The organism is Nonomuraea sp. H19, assembly GCF_052068215.1.
In the GTDB taxonomy this organism is placed as follows: domain Bacteria; phylum Actinomycetota; class Actinomycetes; order Streptosporangiales; family Streptosporangiaceae; genus Nonomuraea.
The window spans coordinates 387,169-401,595 of record NZ_JBQHCV010000008.1 but is presented as its reverse complement, the minus strand read 5'-3'; the positions used below and the strand labels follow the sequence as shown (position 1 = coordinate 401,595).

Below are 14,427 nucleotides of genomic sequence, written 5' to 3'. Positions count from 1 at the left end.
AACACCCGACATGGAGGACTCCTGATGGAACATCGCAGCAAGCCGTGGCACGGCGTCATGGTGGCCACCGCGCTGCCCCTGCGCGACGACCTGTCCGTCGACTTCGACGGCTACGCCGAGCACTGCCGCTGGCTGGTCGCGAACGGCTGCGACGGCGTCGTGCCCAACGGATCGCTAGGCGAGTACCAGACGCTGACCCCGCAGGAGCGCACCCGCGTGATCGAGACGGCGGTCGCGGCCGTCGGCGGGACCAACGTGATGGCCGGGGCGGGCGCGTACGGTGCGGCGGAGTCGCGCCGATGGGCCGAGCAGGCGGGCGAGGCGGGCTGCGGCTCGGTGCTGTTGCTGCCGCCGAACGCCTACCGGGCCGACGAGCGGGCGGTCGTCGCGCACTACCGGGAGGTCGCCAGGGCAGGGGTGCCAATCGTCGCCTACAACAACCCGTACGACACCAAGGTCGACCTGACCCCCGCGCTGCTGGCCAGGCTGCACGACGAGGGCCTGATCGTGGGGATCAAGGAGTTCAGCGGGGACCCGCGGCGCGCGTACGAGATCGCCGAGCTGGCGCCCGAGCTGGACGTGCTGATCGGCTCCGACGACGTGCTGCTGGAGCTGGCCGTGGCCGGGGCGGTGGGGTGGATCGCCGGCTACCCCAACGCGCTGCCCGCCTCCAGCGTGGCCCTCTACCGGGCCGCGGTCGCCGGCGATTTGGACACGGCGCTGCCCCTTTACCGGAAGCTGCACCCGCTGCTGCGCTGGGACTCCAAGACCGAGTTCGTCCAGGCCATCAAGCTGTCCATGGACCTCGCGGGCCGCTACGGCGGGCCGTGCCGGCAGCCCAGGCTGCCGCTGACCGGCGAGCAGGCCGCCGTCGTGCGGGCCGCGACCGAGAAGGCACTGGCAGAAGGGCTGCGATGAGGACCAAACGGGTTTTCCACGCCGTCGACTCCCACACCGAGGGCATGCCCACCCGCGTGATCACCGGCGGGATCGGCGTGATCCCCGGCGCGTCCATGGCGGAGCGGCGGGTCTACTTCCGCGACCACCTCGACCACATCCGCACCCTGCTGATGACCGAGCCACGCGGCCACGCCGCCATGAGCGGCGCCATCCTGCAGCCGCCCACCAGGCCGGACGCCGACTTCGGCGTGCTGTTCATCGAGGTGTCCGGGCTGCTGCCGATGTGCGGGCACGGCACCATCGGCGTGGCCACCGTGCTCGTCGAGACCGGCATGGTCGAGGTCGTCGAGCCGGTCACCACCGTGCGCCTGGAGGTCCCGGCCGGGCTGGTCGTGGTGGACGTGGCCGTCGAGGACGGGATGGCCATGTCGGTGACCCTGCGCAACGTGCCCTCGTACTGCGACCGGCTCGGCGCCGCCGTGACCGTGCCCGGATTCGGGGAGATCCGGTACGACCTGGCGTACGGCGGCAACTTCTACGCCATCGTCGGCCTCGACTCCTACGGCCTGCCGTTCGACCGCAAGGCCAAGAACGAGATCATCGCCGCCGGGCTCGCCACCATGGAGGCGATCAACGCCACCGACGAGCCCGTGCACCGCGAGGACGACCGCATCCGCGGCTGCCACCACGTCTACTTCGCCGCCCCGGGCTCCGACGCCCACCACTCGCGGCACGCCATGGCCATCCACCCAGGATGGTTCGACCGCTCCCCGTGCGGCACCGGCACCAGCGCCCGCATGGCCCAGCTGCACGCCCGCGGCGAGCTGCCGCTCGGCCGGGACTTCGTCAACGAGTCGTTCATCGGCACCCGGTTCATCGGCAGGCTCCTGGAGGAGACCACGGTGGGCGGCGGGCCCGCGGTCGTCCCCTCGATCACCGGCCGCGCGTGGATCACCGGGACCGCCCAATACTTCCTGGACCCGCGCGACCCGTTCCCGGCGGGCTTCGAGTTGTGAGCGAGCGCAGCGAAGGCGCGGCAGGGACCATGATCACGACGGTCGACTACCACACGGGCGGGGAGCCGTTCCGCATCGTGACCGGCGGCGTGCCGGAGATCCCCGGCGCGGACGTGCTCGCCCGCCGTGCCGCCGCCATGGAACGGCTCGACGACGTGCGGCGGCTGCTGTGCCATGAGCCGCGCGGCCACGCCGACATGTACGGCTGCTTCCTCGTCCCCCCGAACGACCCCGGAGCCCGCCTCGGCGTGCTCTTCTGGCACAAGGACGGCTTCTCCACCGCCTGCGGCCACGGCACGATCGCGCTGGGCGTGCACGCGGTGCGGGAAGGGCTCGTCCAGGCCGATCCAGACGGCGAGACGGACGTGGTGATCGACGTGCCGTCCGGGCGCGTCACGGCACGGGTACGCAGTTCGCGCGGGCGGGTGGAGGCGGTGACGTTCGTGAGCGTCCCGTCGTACGTGATCGCACGCGACGTGGCCGCCGGCGGCGTGCAGGCGGACCTGTCGTACGGCGGCGCCATCTACGCGTCCGTGCCCGCCGGGGCGCTGGGCCTGTCGGTGGAGCCGGCGCACCTGACGGCGCTCATCGAGCACGCCCGGCGCATCAAGGCCGACCTGGCCGGGCACCCCGCCGCCCGGCACCCGTCCGACGACCGGCTGTCGGGCGTCTACGGGGTGATCTTCTACGACGAGCTGCCGGACGTGGCCGGGCGGGCCCATCAGCGCAACGTCACCGTGTTCGCCGACGGGGAGGTGGACCGCTCGCCGTGCGGCTCGGGCACCGCCGCCAGGATGGCGCTGCTGCACGACGCGGGGCTACGGGGCACGCTGGTGCACGACAGCATCGTCGGATCCACGTTCCTGGCCCGTGTGGCCGAGGTGAGGGAGGAGGGCGTCGTGCCGGAGATCGAGGGCATGGCGTACCGGACCGGCCGGCACGTCTTCGAGCTCGACCCCGCCGATCCCATCGGCACGGGGTTCACGCTGCGATGACCGGGCTGCCGTATCTCGACGCCGCCACCCTGGAGCGGCTGGTGCCGGTCGGGCGGGCCGTGCGGATCCTGGAGGACGCCCTGCGGGCCGGGCTCGACCCCGAGGCCACGCCGCAGCGGCCGGTCGTGGACGTGCCTGCCGGGCAGCTCCTGCTGATGCCCGCCGCGGCCGGCCGGTACGCGGGCGTGAAGGCCGTCACCATCGCCCCCGGCAACCCCGGGCGCGGGCTGCCCCGCATCCAGGGGACGTACCTGCTGTTCGACGGCGAGACGCTGGCGCCGCTGGCGGCCATGGACGGCATCGCGCTCACCTCGCTGCGCACCCCCGCCGTCTCCGCGCTGGCCGTCCGCCACCTGGCCGATCCCCGGGGCGGGAAGCTGGTGGTGTTCGGGAGCGGGCCGCAGGCGTGGGGGCACGTGCTGGCCTTCCGGGAGGTCCGGCCCATCGAGGACGTGACGATCGTCGGACGCGACCTGGGGCGCGCGGAGGCCCTCGCCGCCCGCTGCCGCGCCCTCGGCCTGCCCGCCCGCGCGTCCGGCCCGGCACCCGTGCCCGCCACCGCGGCGAACGGGCCGGCCCCGGCGACGGACCCGCCCGCCTCCGTGACCGGCCCCGGCGTCACGACCCCGGCGGTGGCGGCGGCGGTGGCCGAAGCCGATCTCATCGTGTGCTGTACGACGGCGAGAAACCCCCTGTTCCCCGGTATGCTCGCCCGCGACGGCGGCACCGTCGTCGCCGTCGGGTCGCACGAGCCCGGCGCCCGGGAGCTCGATGGCGATCTCATCGCCCGCGCCACCGTGGTCGTCGAGGCCAGGGCGGCCGCCCTGGAAGAGGCCGGGGATGTGATCATCCCGATCCGTCAAGGTACGATCACGACTGGTCATATCGCCGGAAACCTCGCCGAGCTGATCGCTGGAGAGGTGGTCGCCGGTCCGGGGCCGCGCGTGTTCAAGAGCACGGGCATGGCGTGGGAGGACCTCGTGGTCGCGGCTGCCGCTTACGAGGCGTGGACTTAGGAAGGGATGGGCGGATGGCTGCCGAGGGTCGGCTCGACCTGCCGATGGTGGGGGAGCGCCTGAGCCTGCGCGAGCAGGTCGCGCACGCGCTGCGCGCCGCGCTGATCACCGGCGAGATGCGGCCGGGGGTGGTCTACTCCGCGCCCGTGCTGGCCGCCCAGTTCGGCGTCTCCGCCACGCCGGTCCGCGAGGCCATGCTCGACCTCGCCAAGGAGGGCCTGGTCGAGGCGGTGCGCAACAAGGGCTTCCGGGTGACCGAGCTGTCCGACCGCGACCTCGACGAGCTCACCGAGATCCGCCAGCTCATCGAGGTGCCCACCGTGGCGCGGCTGGCGGACATCTCGCGCGCGGAGGAGTTCGAGCGTCTCAGGCCCATCGCCGAGGAGATCGTCGCGGCCAGCGAGCGCGGCGACCTGCTCGCCTACGTCGACGCCGACCTGCGCTTCCACGTGGAGCTGCTGACCCTGTCCGGCAACGCCCACCTGGTCTCGGTCGTACGCGACCTGCGCAACAGGGCCAGGCTCTACGGCCTGTCGCAGCTCTCCGAGCGCGGCGCCCTGGCCGACTCGGCCAGGGAGCACCTCGCCCTGCTCGACGCGCTCAAGAGCGGCGACGGCAAGGCCGTCGGGCAGATCATGGGCGAGCACATCGGCCACGTACGCGGCATCTGGGCCGAGCACTGACCTCCGGGCATCACGCCTGCTTCTTGGACCTGCGGGTCGAGCCCAGGCTGGCGGCCACGATGCAGATGACCGCCGCCCACTGCTGCGCGTGCAGGATCTCGCTCAGCAGCAGCACCCCGATCAGCGCCGCCACCGCCGGCTCCAGGCTCATCAGGATGCCGAACACCTGCTTGGGCATCCGTCGCAGCGCCTGCAGCTCCAGGGAGTAGGGGATCACCGACGACAGCAGCCCCACGCCCAGCCCGATCAGCAGCAGCTCCGGCTGCAGCAGGTCGGCGCCGCCCGTCGTGACGCCGATCGGAGCGATCAACACAGCCGACACGATCATCGCGAACGACAGCCCGGTCGTGCCCGGGAAGCGCTGCCCCGCCGCGGACGACAGCAGGATGTATCCGGCCCAGCAGGCCCCCGCCACCATCGCGAACGCGATGCCGGCCCAGCTCACCGTCGCCGATTCGCCCCACGGGGCCAGCAGCATCACGCCCGCTCCGGCCAGCCCGATCCACAGCAGGTCGATCCTGCGCCGCGAGGCCGCCACGGCCACGCCCAGCGGCCCGAGGAACTCGATCGCCACCGCGACCCCCATCGGCAGCCGCGACAACGCCTCGTAGAACGACAGGTTCATCAGGGCGAGCGTCACCCCGAACCCGAGCCCCAGCGCCCAGTCACGCCATGCCAGCCCCTTCAGCTTCGGCCTGGCGAGCGCACCCATGATCAGCGCCCCGGCCGCGATGCGCAGGAACACCACCGCGCTCGGCGGCAACGTCGCGAACAGCTCCTTGGCGAAACCGGCGCCGAGCTGCACCGAGACGATCCCCAGCAGCACGAGCGAGGAGGGCGGGATCGAGTCGGCCGCCGTACGCAGCACCTTTCCCGGCCTGGGCAGCCCGGAGCCGCGGTCGTAGGGATCGTCCAGGGCGAAGGCGGTCACGGGACTCCTCAGAAGATGCAAGAAGGCGACTCCGGACCCTACCAACGGTGGGCGACATCTCCAGATCTAGGGTGGTCGTACATGAACGCCCCCGCGCTCCCCACGACCCTCACCCGGCCCCCGCTGGCCCTGTCCGTGGCCTCGTTCGTCAGCAGCTTCGACCGCTTCGCCGTCAGCCCCATGCTCGTGGTGATCGCCACCGACCTGCACGTCCCCCTCTCGGCGTCGGTCGCCGCCGCCAGCGGCTACTACCTGGCCTACGGGCTGACCCAGCCGCTGTGGGGCGTGCTGTCGGACCGGTTCGGGCGGGTGCGGGTGATGCGCGCCGCGCTGTTCGGCGCGGCGCTGGCGGGTCTGGTCTCGGCGCTGATGCCGGTGCTGGGAGCGCTGGTGGCGGCCAGGATCGTGGCCGGCGCCTGCTTCGGCGCGGTGATCCCCACGGGCCTGACGTACGTGGGCGACACCGTGGGCCCCGCGGTACGCCAGCGCGCGCTGACGGACCTGATGGCCGCCGCCGCGCTCGGCACGGCCGCGGCCACGGGTCTCGGGGGCGTGCTGGCCGGCCTGCTGGACTGGCGGGTCGCCTTCACCGTGCCCGCCCTCTGTGCCCTGGCCTGCGCGCTCACGCTGGGCTCGCTGCCGGAGCCGTCGCGCCCGAGCTCGGCCCCGTCAGGCGAGCGCGCGGGGGTGATGCGCCATCTGGGCATCGTGCTGGGGCAGCCCTGGGCCCTGCTCGTCTTCGCGCTGGCCTTCACCGAGGGCGCGATCATGCTGGGCGCCCTGCCGTTCCTGGCCACCGCGCTGGAGCACGCGGGATTCGCCGCCGCGGTCGCGGGCCTGGCCATCACCGCGTACGGACTGGGGCTGTGGGCCTTCACGAAGGTGGTCAAGCGGCTGTCGGGCCGCTGGCCCGCGCCGGTGCTGATGGCCGTGGGCGGCGCCCAGCTCAGCGCGGGGTTCGCGATCGTTACGGCGCACGTGGGGCTGGCGACGGTGGCGGTCACCGCGCTGCTGCTCGGCGGCGGCTGGTCGTTCCTGCACTCCTCGCTGCAGACCTGGGCCACCTCGGTGGTGCCGGAGGCCAGGGGGACCACGATCGCGTTCTTCGCCTGCGCGCTCTTCGTGGGCAGCGCCGTCTCGTCGTGGGCCGCCGGGCCGCTGGCCGAGCACGGCCGCTACGCGCTGCTGTTCGGCCTGGCCGCGGCCGCCGCCATCCCGCTGACCGCCGTCGCCGCGCTCACCAGACGCCGCTACGGCGCCCTTCGCGCCGAACGCCCCCAGCCCCAGCCCGAATGACGGCCCGGTGGGCGCGTCACTCCCAGCGGAACGTGCGCGAGACCAGGCCCAGCGACAGCACCGCCCAGGCGGTGAGGACGGCCAGCGGGACCAGGGGGAGAGCGGCGCCGTCGGTGAGGACCGCGCGCAGCCCGCCGGTCAGCGCCGAGATGGGCAGTCCCTCCAGCACCGGCCGCACCCCCTCGGGGAACTTCGACAGCGGGAAGATCACGCCACCGGCGCCCAGCAGCACCAGGTAGACGAGGTTGGCCGCGGCCAGCGTCGCCTCCGCGCGCAGCGTGCCCGCCATGAGCAGGCCGAGCCCGCTGAAGGCGGCCGTGCCCACCACGATCAGCAGCGCCGCGCTCAGGAACGACCCCTGCGGCCGCCACCCCAGCGCCAGCCCCACGGCCACGATCACCACGGCCTGGATGCCCTCCACGGCCACCACCGCGGCCGTCTTGGCCATCATGAGCCCGGCCCTGGACAGGGGGGTCGCGCCCAGCCGCTTCAGCACCCCGTAGCGGCGCTCGAAGCCCGTCGCGATGGCCTGGCCGGTGAAGGCCGTGGACATGACGGCCAGCGCCAGCACGCCGGGCGCCAGGAAGTCGATCCGCCGGCCCTCGCCCATGTCGATGAGCGGCGCCAGTGAGAAGCCGACCAGCAGCAGCACCGGGATGACCAGGGTGAGCAGCAGTTGCTCGCCGTTGCGCAGCATCGCGCGGATCTCCGCGCCCGCCTGCGCCAGCACCATGCGCGGGAACGGCGCCGCGCCGGGCGCGGGAGTGAAGTCCAAGGCGGTCATCGCAGCTCCCTGCCGGTCAGCTCGAGGAAGACGTCCTCGAGGGTGCGCCGTTCGATGCGCAGGTCGTCGGCCGTGACGCCCTCGGCCGCGCACCAGGCCGTCACCGTGGCCAGCAGCTCGGGACCCACCAGACCCTCGATGATGTAGTGCCCGGCGGGCGACTCCTTGGCGGCGCTGCCCGTCGGCAGCGCGTTGAGCAGCTCCTCCAGCGTCAGCCCCGGACGGGCCCGGAACCTGAGCTGCCGCTCGGCCCCCGTCAGCGAGGCGGGCGTGCCCTCGGCCACCACCCGCCCCCTGTCGATGATCACCACGTGGTCGGCCAGCCGCTCGGCCTCGTCCATGTGGTGCGTGGTCAGCACCACCGAGACGCCGGCACTCCGCATGTCGCCCACCAGCTCCCAGCAGGCGTGCCTGGCCTGCGGGTCGAGCCCGGCCGTCGGCTCGTCGAGGAAGACCAGCTCCGGCCGCCCCACGACGGCCGCGGCCAGCGACAACCGCTGCTGCTGCCCGCCCGACAGCCGCCGGTACGGAGTGCGTACGTGATCCGCCAGCCCCAGCCGCACCAGCAGCGCCTGGGCGTCGAGCGGGTGGGCGTAGAAGCGTGAGACCAGCCGCAGCCACTCGCCGCAGCGCATCGCCGGCGGCACGCCGCCCGCCTGGAGCATGACCCCCACCCGCGGCCGCAGCTCGGGCCGGTCGGGCGCCAGGCCCAGCACCCGCACGGTGCCCGCGTCGGCGCTGCGGAACCCCTCGCAGATCTCGACCGTGGTCGTCTTGCCCGCGCCGTTGGGGCCGAGGACGGCCGTGACCGCACCCCGCTCCGCGCGCAGGGCGAGGCCGTCGAGGGCGGTGCTGCCGCCGTAGCGTTTGACCAGGTCGACGATCTCGACGGCTGGGGATTCCATGGCCATGAGTTTAGGGACTGTGCCAGGCGGTCGTGAGCGCGGTGGTGAGCGGGGCCGGATCCGGGCCGGATATGGACAGGTCTTGACCCGGAGCTTTCCCGATGGATGCCCGTCGCGAGTGACAGTCTGACGTGAGCTCCACGTCACAGGAGGGTGCAATGTCGCAACGCAGTGGGTACGACCCCGGGATCCCATGCTGGGTGGACCTGTCCAGCACCGACGTCGATGCCGCCGCGCGCTTCTACGGCGAGGTGTTCGGCTGGCAGGCCGACATGATCGACGACCCGGCGGCCGGCGGCTACGGCGTATTCCACTATGAAGGCAAACAGGTCGCCGGGCTGGGACCGGTCATGGGCGGGGAGACGACCTCGTCCTGGAACACGTTCATCGCCACCGACGACGTCGCCGCCCTCGCCGAGCGGGTGAGGAACACCGGCGGCACCGTCATCATGGACCCGATGCCGATCTTCGAGGAAGGGAGCATGACCGTCTTCCGCGCGCCCGACGGGTCGCACGCGGCCGCCTGGCAGGCGGGCAACCACCACGGCGCCGAGCTGGTCAACGAGCCCGTCTCGTTCTGCTGGAACGAGCTGATCACCCGTGATCCGGCGGTCGCCGGGCGCTTCTACTCCGCCGTCTTCGGCTGGCGGGCCGAGCCGCTGGAGATGGGCGGCGTCAAGTACGTCGAGTGGCACGTGGGCGAGCCGGCCATCGCGGGGATGATGGAGATGGCCGTCGACTACCCGCCCGGGACCCCCTCGTTCTGGATGACCTACTTCGCCGTCGCCGACCTCGACGCGACCACGGCGGCCGCTGAGCGGGCGGGCGCCCGGGTGCGGGTCCGGGGGATGGACGCGCCTCCCGGCCTGTTCTCGATGCTGACCGATCCGCAGGGCGCCGTGTTCTCCGTCATCCAGCTCAACGAGATCGCGTGAATTTATCTGATGACCGGGAATTCGGAGGACCCAATCCTGGTTTGATCCCTCGGCCCTCGTGGGCCACAGGTCTGCGAGGGAGAGGGGATCGCGCATGTCCGTGGCAACAGCCACGTCCGTCGTCATCGAACAATCGGAGCAGAAGAGCCGCCGCGGGCTGCTGTTGGTGATCCTGGGCGCGCTGTCGGCGATCGGGCCGCTGTCCATCGACATGTACCTCCCCGCGCTGCCCGCCATCACCTCCGAGATGCTGAGCGCGCCCGCCCAGGTCCAGCTGACCCTCACCGCCTGCCTCATCGGCGTCTCCGTCGGCCAGGTCATCGCCGGTCCGGTCAGCGACGTGCGCGGGCGCAGGGTGCCGCTGATCGTGGGCGTGGCCGGGTTCATGGTGGCCTCTTTGCTGTGCGCGTTCGCGCCGTCGGTGCCCATGCTCATCGCCTTCCGCCTGCTGCAGGGCATGCTCGGGGGCGCGGCCCTGGTCATCGTGCGCGCGGTCGTGCGCGACCTGTACGACGGCGCCGCCATCGCCCGCATCTTCGCCACGCTGATGCTCGTCAGCGGCCTGGCGCCGATCCTGGCGCCCATTGCCGGGGCGCAGCTGCTGGCGTTCACGTCGTGGCGCGGCGTGTTCGTGGCGCTCAGCGTCGCGGGCGTGGTCCTGCTGGTGGCCGTGCTGTCCGGCGTGCGCGAGACGCTGCCCGCCGAGCAGCGCGAGAGCGGCGGCCTGAAGCACACCGTGCGCACGTTCTGGCAGCTCCTGCGCGACCGCTCGTTCATGGGCTTCGCGCTCACCGGCGGGCTGGCGTTCTCGGCGATGTTCGGCTACATCTCCGGCTCGCCGTTCGTGCTGCAGGAGGTGTACGGCGCCACGCCGCAGCAGTACTCGCTCATCTTCGGGCTCAACGCGTTCGGCCTGATCGCCATGGCGCAGGTCGGCGGCCGGCTGTCGGGCCGGGTGCCGCCGGTCCGCCTGGTCGTCATCGGCCTGGTCATCGGCCTGGCCGGCGCCGGCCTGCTGCTGACCGCCGCGCTCACCGGGCTCGGCCTGCAGGGCATCGTGGGCGGGCTGTTCGTCATCATGCTCGGCCAGGGCCTGGTGCTGCCGGGCACGGGCGCGCTGGCGCTGGCCTCGCAGCCCGCGCAGGTGGCCGGCAGCGCCTCCGCCCTGCTCGGCGTGCTGCAGTTCGCGCTCGGCGCCCTGGCCGCCCCGCTGGTCGGGCTCGTGGGCGCCGGCACCGCCGTGCCGATGGCCGGCGTCATGCTGGGACTCATCCTGTGCTCGGCGTTGGCGTTCGCCATTCTCGGCCGTTCGCGAGTTAGGTAAGGCTACCCTGCGTGAGAAATTCCATTCCCGAGCTGGTCGGAACCGTTTGTGAACCGGGAAGGAATTACGGCACACTGATGTTGTGAAAAACATGCCCACGATCGAGCCAGGCAATGAGCGCGGCACCCGTGCCCGCGTCGCCCGGCTGATTCTTGAGCATGGTCCCGTCGCGGCGGCATCGCTCGGCGAGCGGCTCGGGCTCACGCCCGCCGCCGTCCGGCGTCACCTCGACGCGTTGCTGGCCGATGGGATGATAGAGCCTCGTACGGTGCGACCGCGTGGTCAGCGCGGGCGCGGGCGACCGGCCAAGCTGTTCGCCATCACCGACGCGGGGCGCAGTGCTTTCGAGCACGCCTATGACGACCTGGCCGGGAGCGCGCTGCGCTATCTGGCCGAGCGCATGGGGCAGCAAGCGGTGGCCGACTTCGCCCGCTCGCAGGTCTCGAGCCTGCTCAAGCGGCTGGAGCCGGTCATGCGGACGGTGCCGGCGGACCAGCGCGTGCAAGTGCTGGCGCAGGCGCTGTCGGCAGAGGGATATGCCGCCTCGGCCAGCACGGCCAAGTCGGGCGGTGTCCAGCTCTGCCAGCATCACTGCCCGGTGGCCCACGCGGCGGCGGAGTTCCCGCAGCTGTGCGAGGCCGAGACGGAGGCGTTCGCGCAGCTGCTCGGCACACCGGTGCAGCGCCTGGCCACGATCGCGCACGGCGACGGGATCTGCACCACACACGTGAGCCCGCAGTCGCTGGCCGATTCCGCACATAGAGACAAAAGCAAGGAGACCGGAAGGTGACTGTCACCGACCGCCCGGAGCTGGAAGGCCTCGGTAATTACAAGTTCGGCTGGTCCGACTCGGATGCCGCCGGGTCGACGGCCAAGCGCGGCCTGTCCGAGGAGGTCGTCCGCAACATTTCGGCGCTGAAGAGCGAGCCGGAGTGGATGCTCGACCTTCGCCTGAAGGGCCTCCGCCTGTTTGGTAAGAAGCCGATGCCCACCTGGGGTTCCGACCTCACCGGCATCGACTTCGACAACATCAAATACTTCGTGCGCTCGACGGAGAAGCAGGCCGCGTCCTGGGACGAGCTGCCCGCCGACATCAAGAACACCTACGACAAGCTCGGCATCCCCGAGGCGGAGAAGCAGCGCCTCATCGCCGGTGTCGCCGCCCAATACGAGTCCGAGGTCGTCTATCACAAGATCCGTGAGGACCTCGAGGAGAAGGGCGTCATCTTCGTCGACACCGACACGGGCCTGAAGGAGCACGAAGAGCTCTTCAAGGAATACTTCGGCTCCGTCATCCCGGTGGGCGACAACAAGTTCGCCGCGCTCAACACCTCCGTGTGGTCCGGTGGCTCGTTCATCTACGTGCCGCCGAACGTCGAGGTCGAGATCCCGCTGCAGGCCTACTTCCGGATCAACACCGAGAACATGGGCCAGTTCGAGCGGACCCTGATCATCGTGGACGAGAACTCCTACGTCCACTACGTCGAGGGCTGCACCGCGCCGATCTACTCCAGCGACTCGCTGCACAGCGCCGTCGTCGAGATCATCGTGAAGAAGAACGCCCGCTGCCGTTACACGACCATCCAGAACTGGTCGAACAACGTCTACAACCTGGTCACCAAGCGCGCCGTGGCTTACGAGGGCGCGACCATGGAGTGGATCGACGGCAACATCGGCTCCAAGGTCACGATGAAGTACCCGGCCGTCTACCTGATGGGCGAGCACGCCAAGGGCGAGACGCTGAGCGTCGCGTTCGCGGGCGAGGGCCAGCACCAGGACGCCGGCTCCAAGATGGTGCACCTGGCGCCCAACACCAGCTCCAGCGTGATCTCCAAGTCGGTGGCGCGCGGCGGCGGCCGCACCTCCTACCGCGGTCTCGTGCAGATCGAGGAGGGCGCCCACGGCAGCGCCAGCACCGTCAAGTGCGACGCCCTGCTGGTCGACCAGATCAGCCGCTCCGACACCTACCCGTACGTCGACGTCCGCGAGGACGACGTCTCGATGGGTCACGAGGCCACAGTCTCCAAGGTCAGCGACGACCAGCTGTTCTACCTCATGAGCCGCGGGCTCGGCGAGGACGAGGCGATGGCGATGATCGTGCGTGGCTTCGTGGAGCCGATCGCGCGCGAGCTGCCCATGGAATACGCCCTTGAGCTCAACAGGCTGATCGAGCTGCAGATGGAAGGAGCCGTCGGCTGATGGGCCTGAACGAGAAGCCCTTGTCGACTCTGCACGAGAAGGCGTCCTACGACCTGGGCGACTTCGAGGTCCCGACCGGGCGCGAGGAGGCTTGGCGGTTCACGCCGCTCTCGCGCCTGAAGGGCCTGCACAACGGCAAGGCCGCCACCAACGGGCAGGTCGTCACCCAGGCCTACACGCCCGAGGGCGTGCGGGCCGAGTGGGTCGGCCGCGACGACGAGCGCATCGGCAAGGCCTACGTGCCCGCCGACCGCGTCAGCGCGCAGGCCTACACCACCTTCGAGAAGGCGCTGGTCGTGACCGTGCCCAAGGAGGCGGAGGTCACCGGCGCCATCTCCATCGAGATCAAGGGGCGCGGCGGCGACGGCGCGGCCTACGGCCACATCGTGGTCGTGGTCGAGCCTCTGGCGCAGGCGACCGTGGTCATCGAGCACGAGGGCACGGCCGTCTACGCCGACAACGTCGAGTTCGTCGTCGGCGAGGGAGCCACGCTCAAGGTCGTCAGCCTGCAGGAGTGGGACCACGACGCCGTGCACGTCTCGCACCACCACGCCCAGCTCGCCAAGGACGCCACGTTCAAGAGCTTCGTGGTGACGCTCGGCGGCGATCTCGTACGCCTGTCGCCCAGCGTCTCCTACACCGCCGCCGGCGGCGACGCCGACCTGTCGGGCGTCTACTTCGCCGACGCCGGGCAGCACCTGGAGCACCGCCTGCTCGTCGACCACTCGCAGCCCAACTGCAAGAGCAACGTCGACTACCGCGGCGCCCTGCAGGGCGAGGACGCGCACGCCGTCTGGATCGGCGACGTGATCATCCGGGTCGAGGCCGAGGGCACCGACACCTATGAGCTCAACCGCAACCTGATCCTCACCGACGGCGCCCGCGCCGACTCGGTGCCCAACCTGGAGATCCTCACCGGTGAGGTCGCGGGAGCGGGGCACGCCTCGGCCTCCGGCCGCCTCGACGACGAGCACCTCTTCTACCTCCAGGCCCGCGGCATCCCCTACGACGAGGCCCGCCGCCTGGTCATCAGGGGCTTCCTCGGCCAGCTCGTGGAGAAGATCGAGATCGGGGAGATCCGCGACCGCGTGCTCAACGCGGTGGAGGCGGAGCTTGCCCGATGAGTTTCGAGAAGGTCTGCAAGCTCGATGACATCCCCGAGGGGGGCGTCATCGGCGTCGAGGTGGAGGACACCCCGGTCGCGCTCGTGCGCAAGGGCGAGGACGTCTTCGCCCTGCACGACGTGTGCTCGCACGCCGAGGTGAAGCTCAGCGAGGGCGAGGTCTACGACGGCACGCTGGAGTGCTGGCTGCACGGCTCGTGCTTCGACGTGCGCTCTGGCAAGCCCACAGGTCCGCCCGCCACCAAGCCCGTGAACGTCTACACAGTCAAGATCGACGGCGATGACGTCCTCGTCTCGCTCTCGAAGGAGTCGTAACCAAC

15 protein-coding genes are annotated in these 14,427 nt (G+C 71.4%); 12 read left to right on the top strand and 3 right to left on the bottom strand.

All coding sequences use genetic code 11. The features are described 5' to 3' along the window. The first annotated feature begins 24 nt into the window (after positions 1-24). Genes ACTMTI_RS20500 through ACTMTI_RS20480 form a run of 5 tightly spaced genes read left to right on the top strand, consistent with a single transcriptional unit; the run spans position 25 to position 4,610 of the window. Positions 25-918: a dihydrodipicolinate synthase family protein gene (locus ACTMTI_RS20500; RefSeq protein WP_441122032.1), complete on the top strand. Its 894-nt coding sequence runs from the start codon at positions 25-27 to the stop codon at positions 916-918. Next, positions 915-1,916 (top strand): proline racemase family protein, encoded by a 1,002-nt coding sequence (locus tag ACTMTI_RS20495; RefSeq protein WP_441122031.1) that lies wholly within the window; start codon positions 915-917, stop codon positions 1,914-1,916. Before ACTMTI_RS20500 ends, ACTMTI_RS20495 begins: the two co-directional genes overlap by 4 nt. Positions 1,917-1,945: 29 nt before the next feature. Then, the gene (locus tag ACTMTI_RS20490; protein ID WP_441122030.1) at positions 1,946-2,911 is read left to right on the top strand and encodes a proline racemase family protein; all 966 of its coding nucleotides are present in this window, start codon (positions 1,946-1,948) and stop codon (positions 2,909-2,911) included. Continuing rightward, positions 2,908-3,927 (top strand): ornithine cyclodeaminase family protein, encoded by a 1,020-nt coding sequence (locus ACTMTI_RS20485; protein WP_441122029.1) that lies wholly within the window; start codon positions 2,908-2,910, stop codon positions 3,925-3,927. Before ACTMTI_RS20490 ends, ACTMTI_RS20485 begins: the two co-directional genes overlap by 4 nt. A gap of 14 nt (positions 3,928-3,941) precedes the next feature. Next, complete coding sequence (locus ACTMTI_RS20480) at positions 3,942-4,610, top strand: GntR family transcriptional regulator (protein WP_441122028.1); 669 nt, start codon at positions 3,942-3,944, stop codon at positions 4,608-4,610. 10 nt (positions 4,611-4,620) lie between these two features. On the opposite strand, the gene ACTMTI_RS20475 is transcribed toward ACTMTI_RS20480, so the two are convergent. After that, positions 4,621-5,541 (bottom strand): EamA family transporter, encoded by a 921-nt coding sequence (locus ACTMTI_RS20475; protein WP_441122027.1) that lies wholly within the window; start codon positions 5,539-5,541, stop codon positions 4,621-4,623. 81 nt (positions 5,542-5,622) lie between these two features. Here ACTMTI_RS20475 and ACTMTI_RS20470 point away from each other — a divergent pair, with 81 nt between their 5' ends. Further along, positions 5,623-6,837 (top strand): MFS transporter, encoded by a 1,215-nt coding sequence (locus tag ACTMTI_RS20470; RefSeq protein ID WP_441122026.1) that lies wholly within the window; start codon positions 5,623-5,625, stop codon positions 6,835-6,837. 16 nt (positions 6,838-6,853) lie between these two features. Here ACTMTI_RS20470 and ACTMTI_RS20465 read toward each other — a convergent pair whose 3' ends face one another. Then, on the bottom strand, positions 6,854-7,621 hold the full coding sequence (locus ACTMTI_RS20465; protein ID WP_441122025.1) for an ABC transporter permease: 768 nt from the start codon (positions 7,619-7,621) through the stop codon (positions 6,854-6,856). Continuing rightward, on the bottom strand, positions 7,618-8,526 hold the full coding sequence (locus ACTMTI_RS20460; protein WP_441122024.1) for an ABC transporter ATP-binding protein: 909 nt from the start codon (positions 8,524-8,526) through the stop codon (positions 7,618-7,620). The genes ACTMTI_RS20465 and ACTMTI_RS20460 overlap by 4 nt, the downstream gene beginning before the upstream one ends. 158 nt (positions 8,527-8,684) lie before the next feature. Here ACTMTI_RS20460 and ACTMTI_RS20455 point away from each other — a divergent pair, with 158 nt between their 5' ends. The 6 genes from ACTMTI_RS20455 (at position 8,685) to ACTMTI_RS20430 (ending at position 14,422) form a co-directional block, all read left to right on the top strand. Continuing rightward, complete coding sequence (locus ACTMTI_RS20455; protein WP_441122023.1) at positions 8,685-9,461, top strand: VOC family protein; 777 nt, start codon at positions 8,685-8,687, stop codon at positions 9,459-9,461. A gap of 94 nt (positions 9,462-9,555) precedes the next feature. Continuing rightward, positions 9,556-10,785 carry a multidrug effflux MFS transporter gene (locus ACTMTI_RS20450; RefSeq protein ID WP_441122022.1) on the top strand — a complete coding sequence of 410 codons (1,230 nt, stop codon included), beginning with the start codon at positions 9,556-9,558 and terminating at the stop codon, positions 10,783-10,785. Positions 10,786-10,876: 91 nt separating this feature from the next. Beyond that, on the top strand, positions 10,877-11,575 hold the full coding sequence (locus ACTMTI_RS20445) for a helix-turn-helix transcriptional regulator (RefSeq protein WP_441122021.1): 699 nt from the start codon (positions 10,877-10,879) through the stop codon (positions 11,573-11,575). After that, a complete protein-coding gene (gene sufB / locus ACTMTI_RS20440) occupies positions 11,572-12,984 on the top strand; it encodes a Fe-S cluster assembly protein SufB (RefSeq protein WP_441122020.1) in 1,413 nt (470 codons plus the stop codon). The genes ACTMTI_RS20445 and sufB overlap by 4 nt, the downstream gene beginning before the upstream one ends. Beyond that, positions 12,984-14,108, top strand: coding sequence for a Fe-S cluster assembly protein SufD (gene sufD / locus ACTMTI_RS20435; RefSeq protein ID WP_441122019.1), 1,125 nt, complete (start codon positions 12,984-12,986; stop codon positions 14,106-14,108). The genes sufB and sufD overlap by 1 nt, the downstream gene beginning before the upstream one ends. Beyond that, entirely contained in the window at positions 14,105-14,422 is a 318-nt protein-coding gene (locus tag ACTMTI_RS20430) for a Rieske (2Fe-2S) protein (RefSeq protein ID WP_441122018.1), read from the top strand. The genes sufD and ACTMTI_RS20430 overlap by 4 nt, the downstream gene beginning before the upstream one ends. Positions 14,423-14,427 lie beyond the last annotated feature (5 nt).

Bases quoted from the DNA above. Each gene is read 5' to 3' on its own strand.
- ACTMTI_RS20470 (WP_441122026.1), top strand. From the start codon at position 5,623: ATGAACGCCCCCGCGCTCCCCACGACCCTCACCCGGCCCCCGCTGGCC.
- ACTMTI_RS20465 (WP_441122025.1), bottom strand. From the start codon at position 7,621: ATGACCGCCTTGGACTTCACTCCCGCGCCCGGCGCGGCGCCGTTCCCG.
- ACTMTI_RS20450 (WP_441122022.1), top strand. From the start codon at position 9,556: ATGTCCGTGGCAACAGCCACGTCCGTCGTCATCGAACAATCGGAGCAG.
- ACTMTI_RS20430 (WP_441122018.1), top strand. From the start codon at position 14,105: ATGAGTTTCGAGAAGGTCTGCAAGCTCGATGACATCCCCGAGGGGGGC.
- ACTMTI_RS20445 (WP_441122021.1), top strand. From the start codon at position 10,877: ATGCCCACGATCGAGCCAGGCAATGAGCGCGGCACCCGTGCCCGCGTC.
- ACTMTI_RS20490 (WP_441122030.1), top strand. From the start codon at position 1,946: ATGATCACGACGGTCGACTACCACACGGGCGGGGAGCCGTTCCGCATC.
- ACTMTI_RS20485 (WP_441122029.1), top strand. From the start codon at position 2,908: ATGACCGGGCTGCCGTATCTCGACGCCGCCACCCTGGAGCGGCTGGTG.
- ACTMTI_RS20495 (WP_441122031.1), top strand. From the start codon at position 915: ATGAGGACCAAACGGGTTTTCCACGCCGTCGACTCCCACACCGAGGGC.
- sufD (WP_441122019.1), top strand. From the start codon at position 12,984: ATGGGCCTGAACGAGAAGCCCTTGTCGACTCTGCACGAGAAGGCGTCC.
- ACTMTI_RS20500 (WP_441122032.1), top strand. From the start codon at position 25: ATGGAACATCGCAGCAAGCCGTGGCACGGCGTCATGGTGGCCACCGCG.
- ACTMTI_RS20480 (WP_441122028.1), top strand. From the start codon at position 3,942: ATGGCTGCCGAGGGTCGGCTCGACCTGCCGATGGTGGGGGAGCGCCTG.
- ACTMTI_RS20455 (WP_441122023.1), top strand. From the start codon at position 8,685: ATGTCGCAACGCAGTGGGTACGACCCCGGGATCCCATGCTGGGTGGAC.
- ACTMTI_RS20460 (WP_441122024.1), bottom strand. From the start codon at position 8,526: ATGGAATCCCCAGCCGTCGAGATCGTCGACCTGGTCAAACGCTACGGC.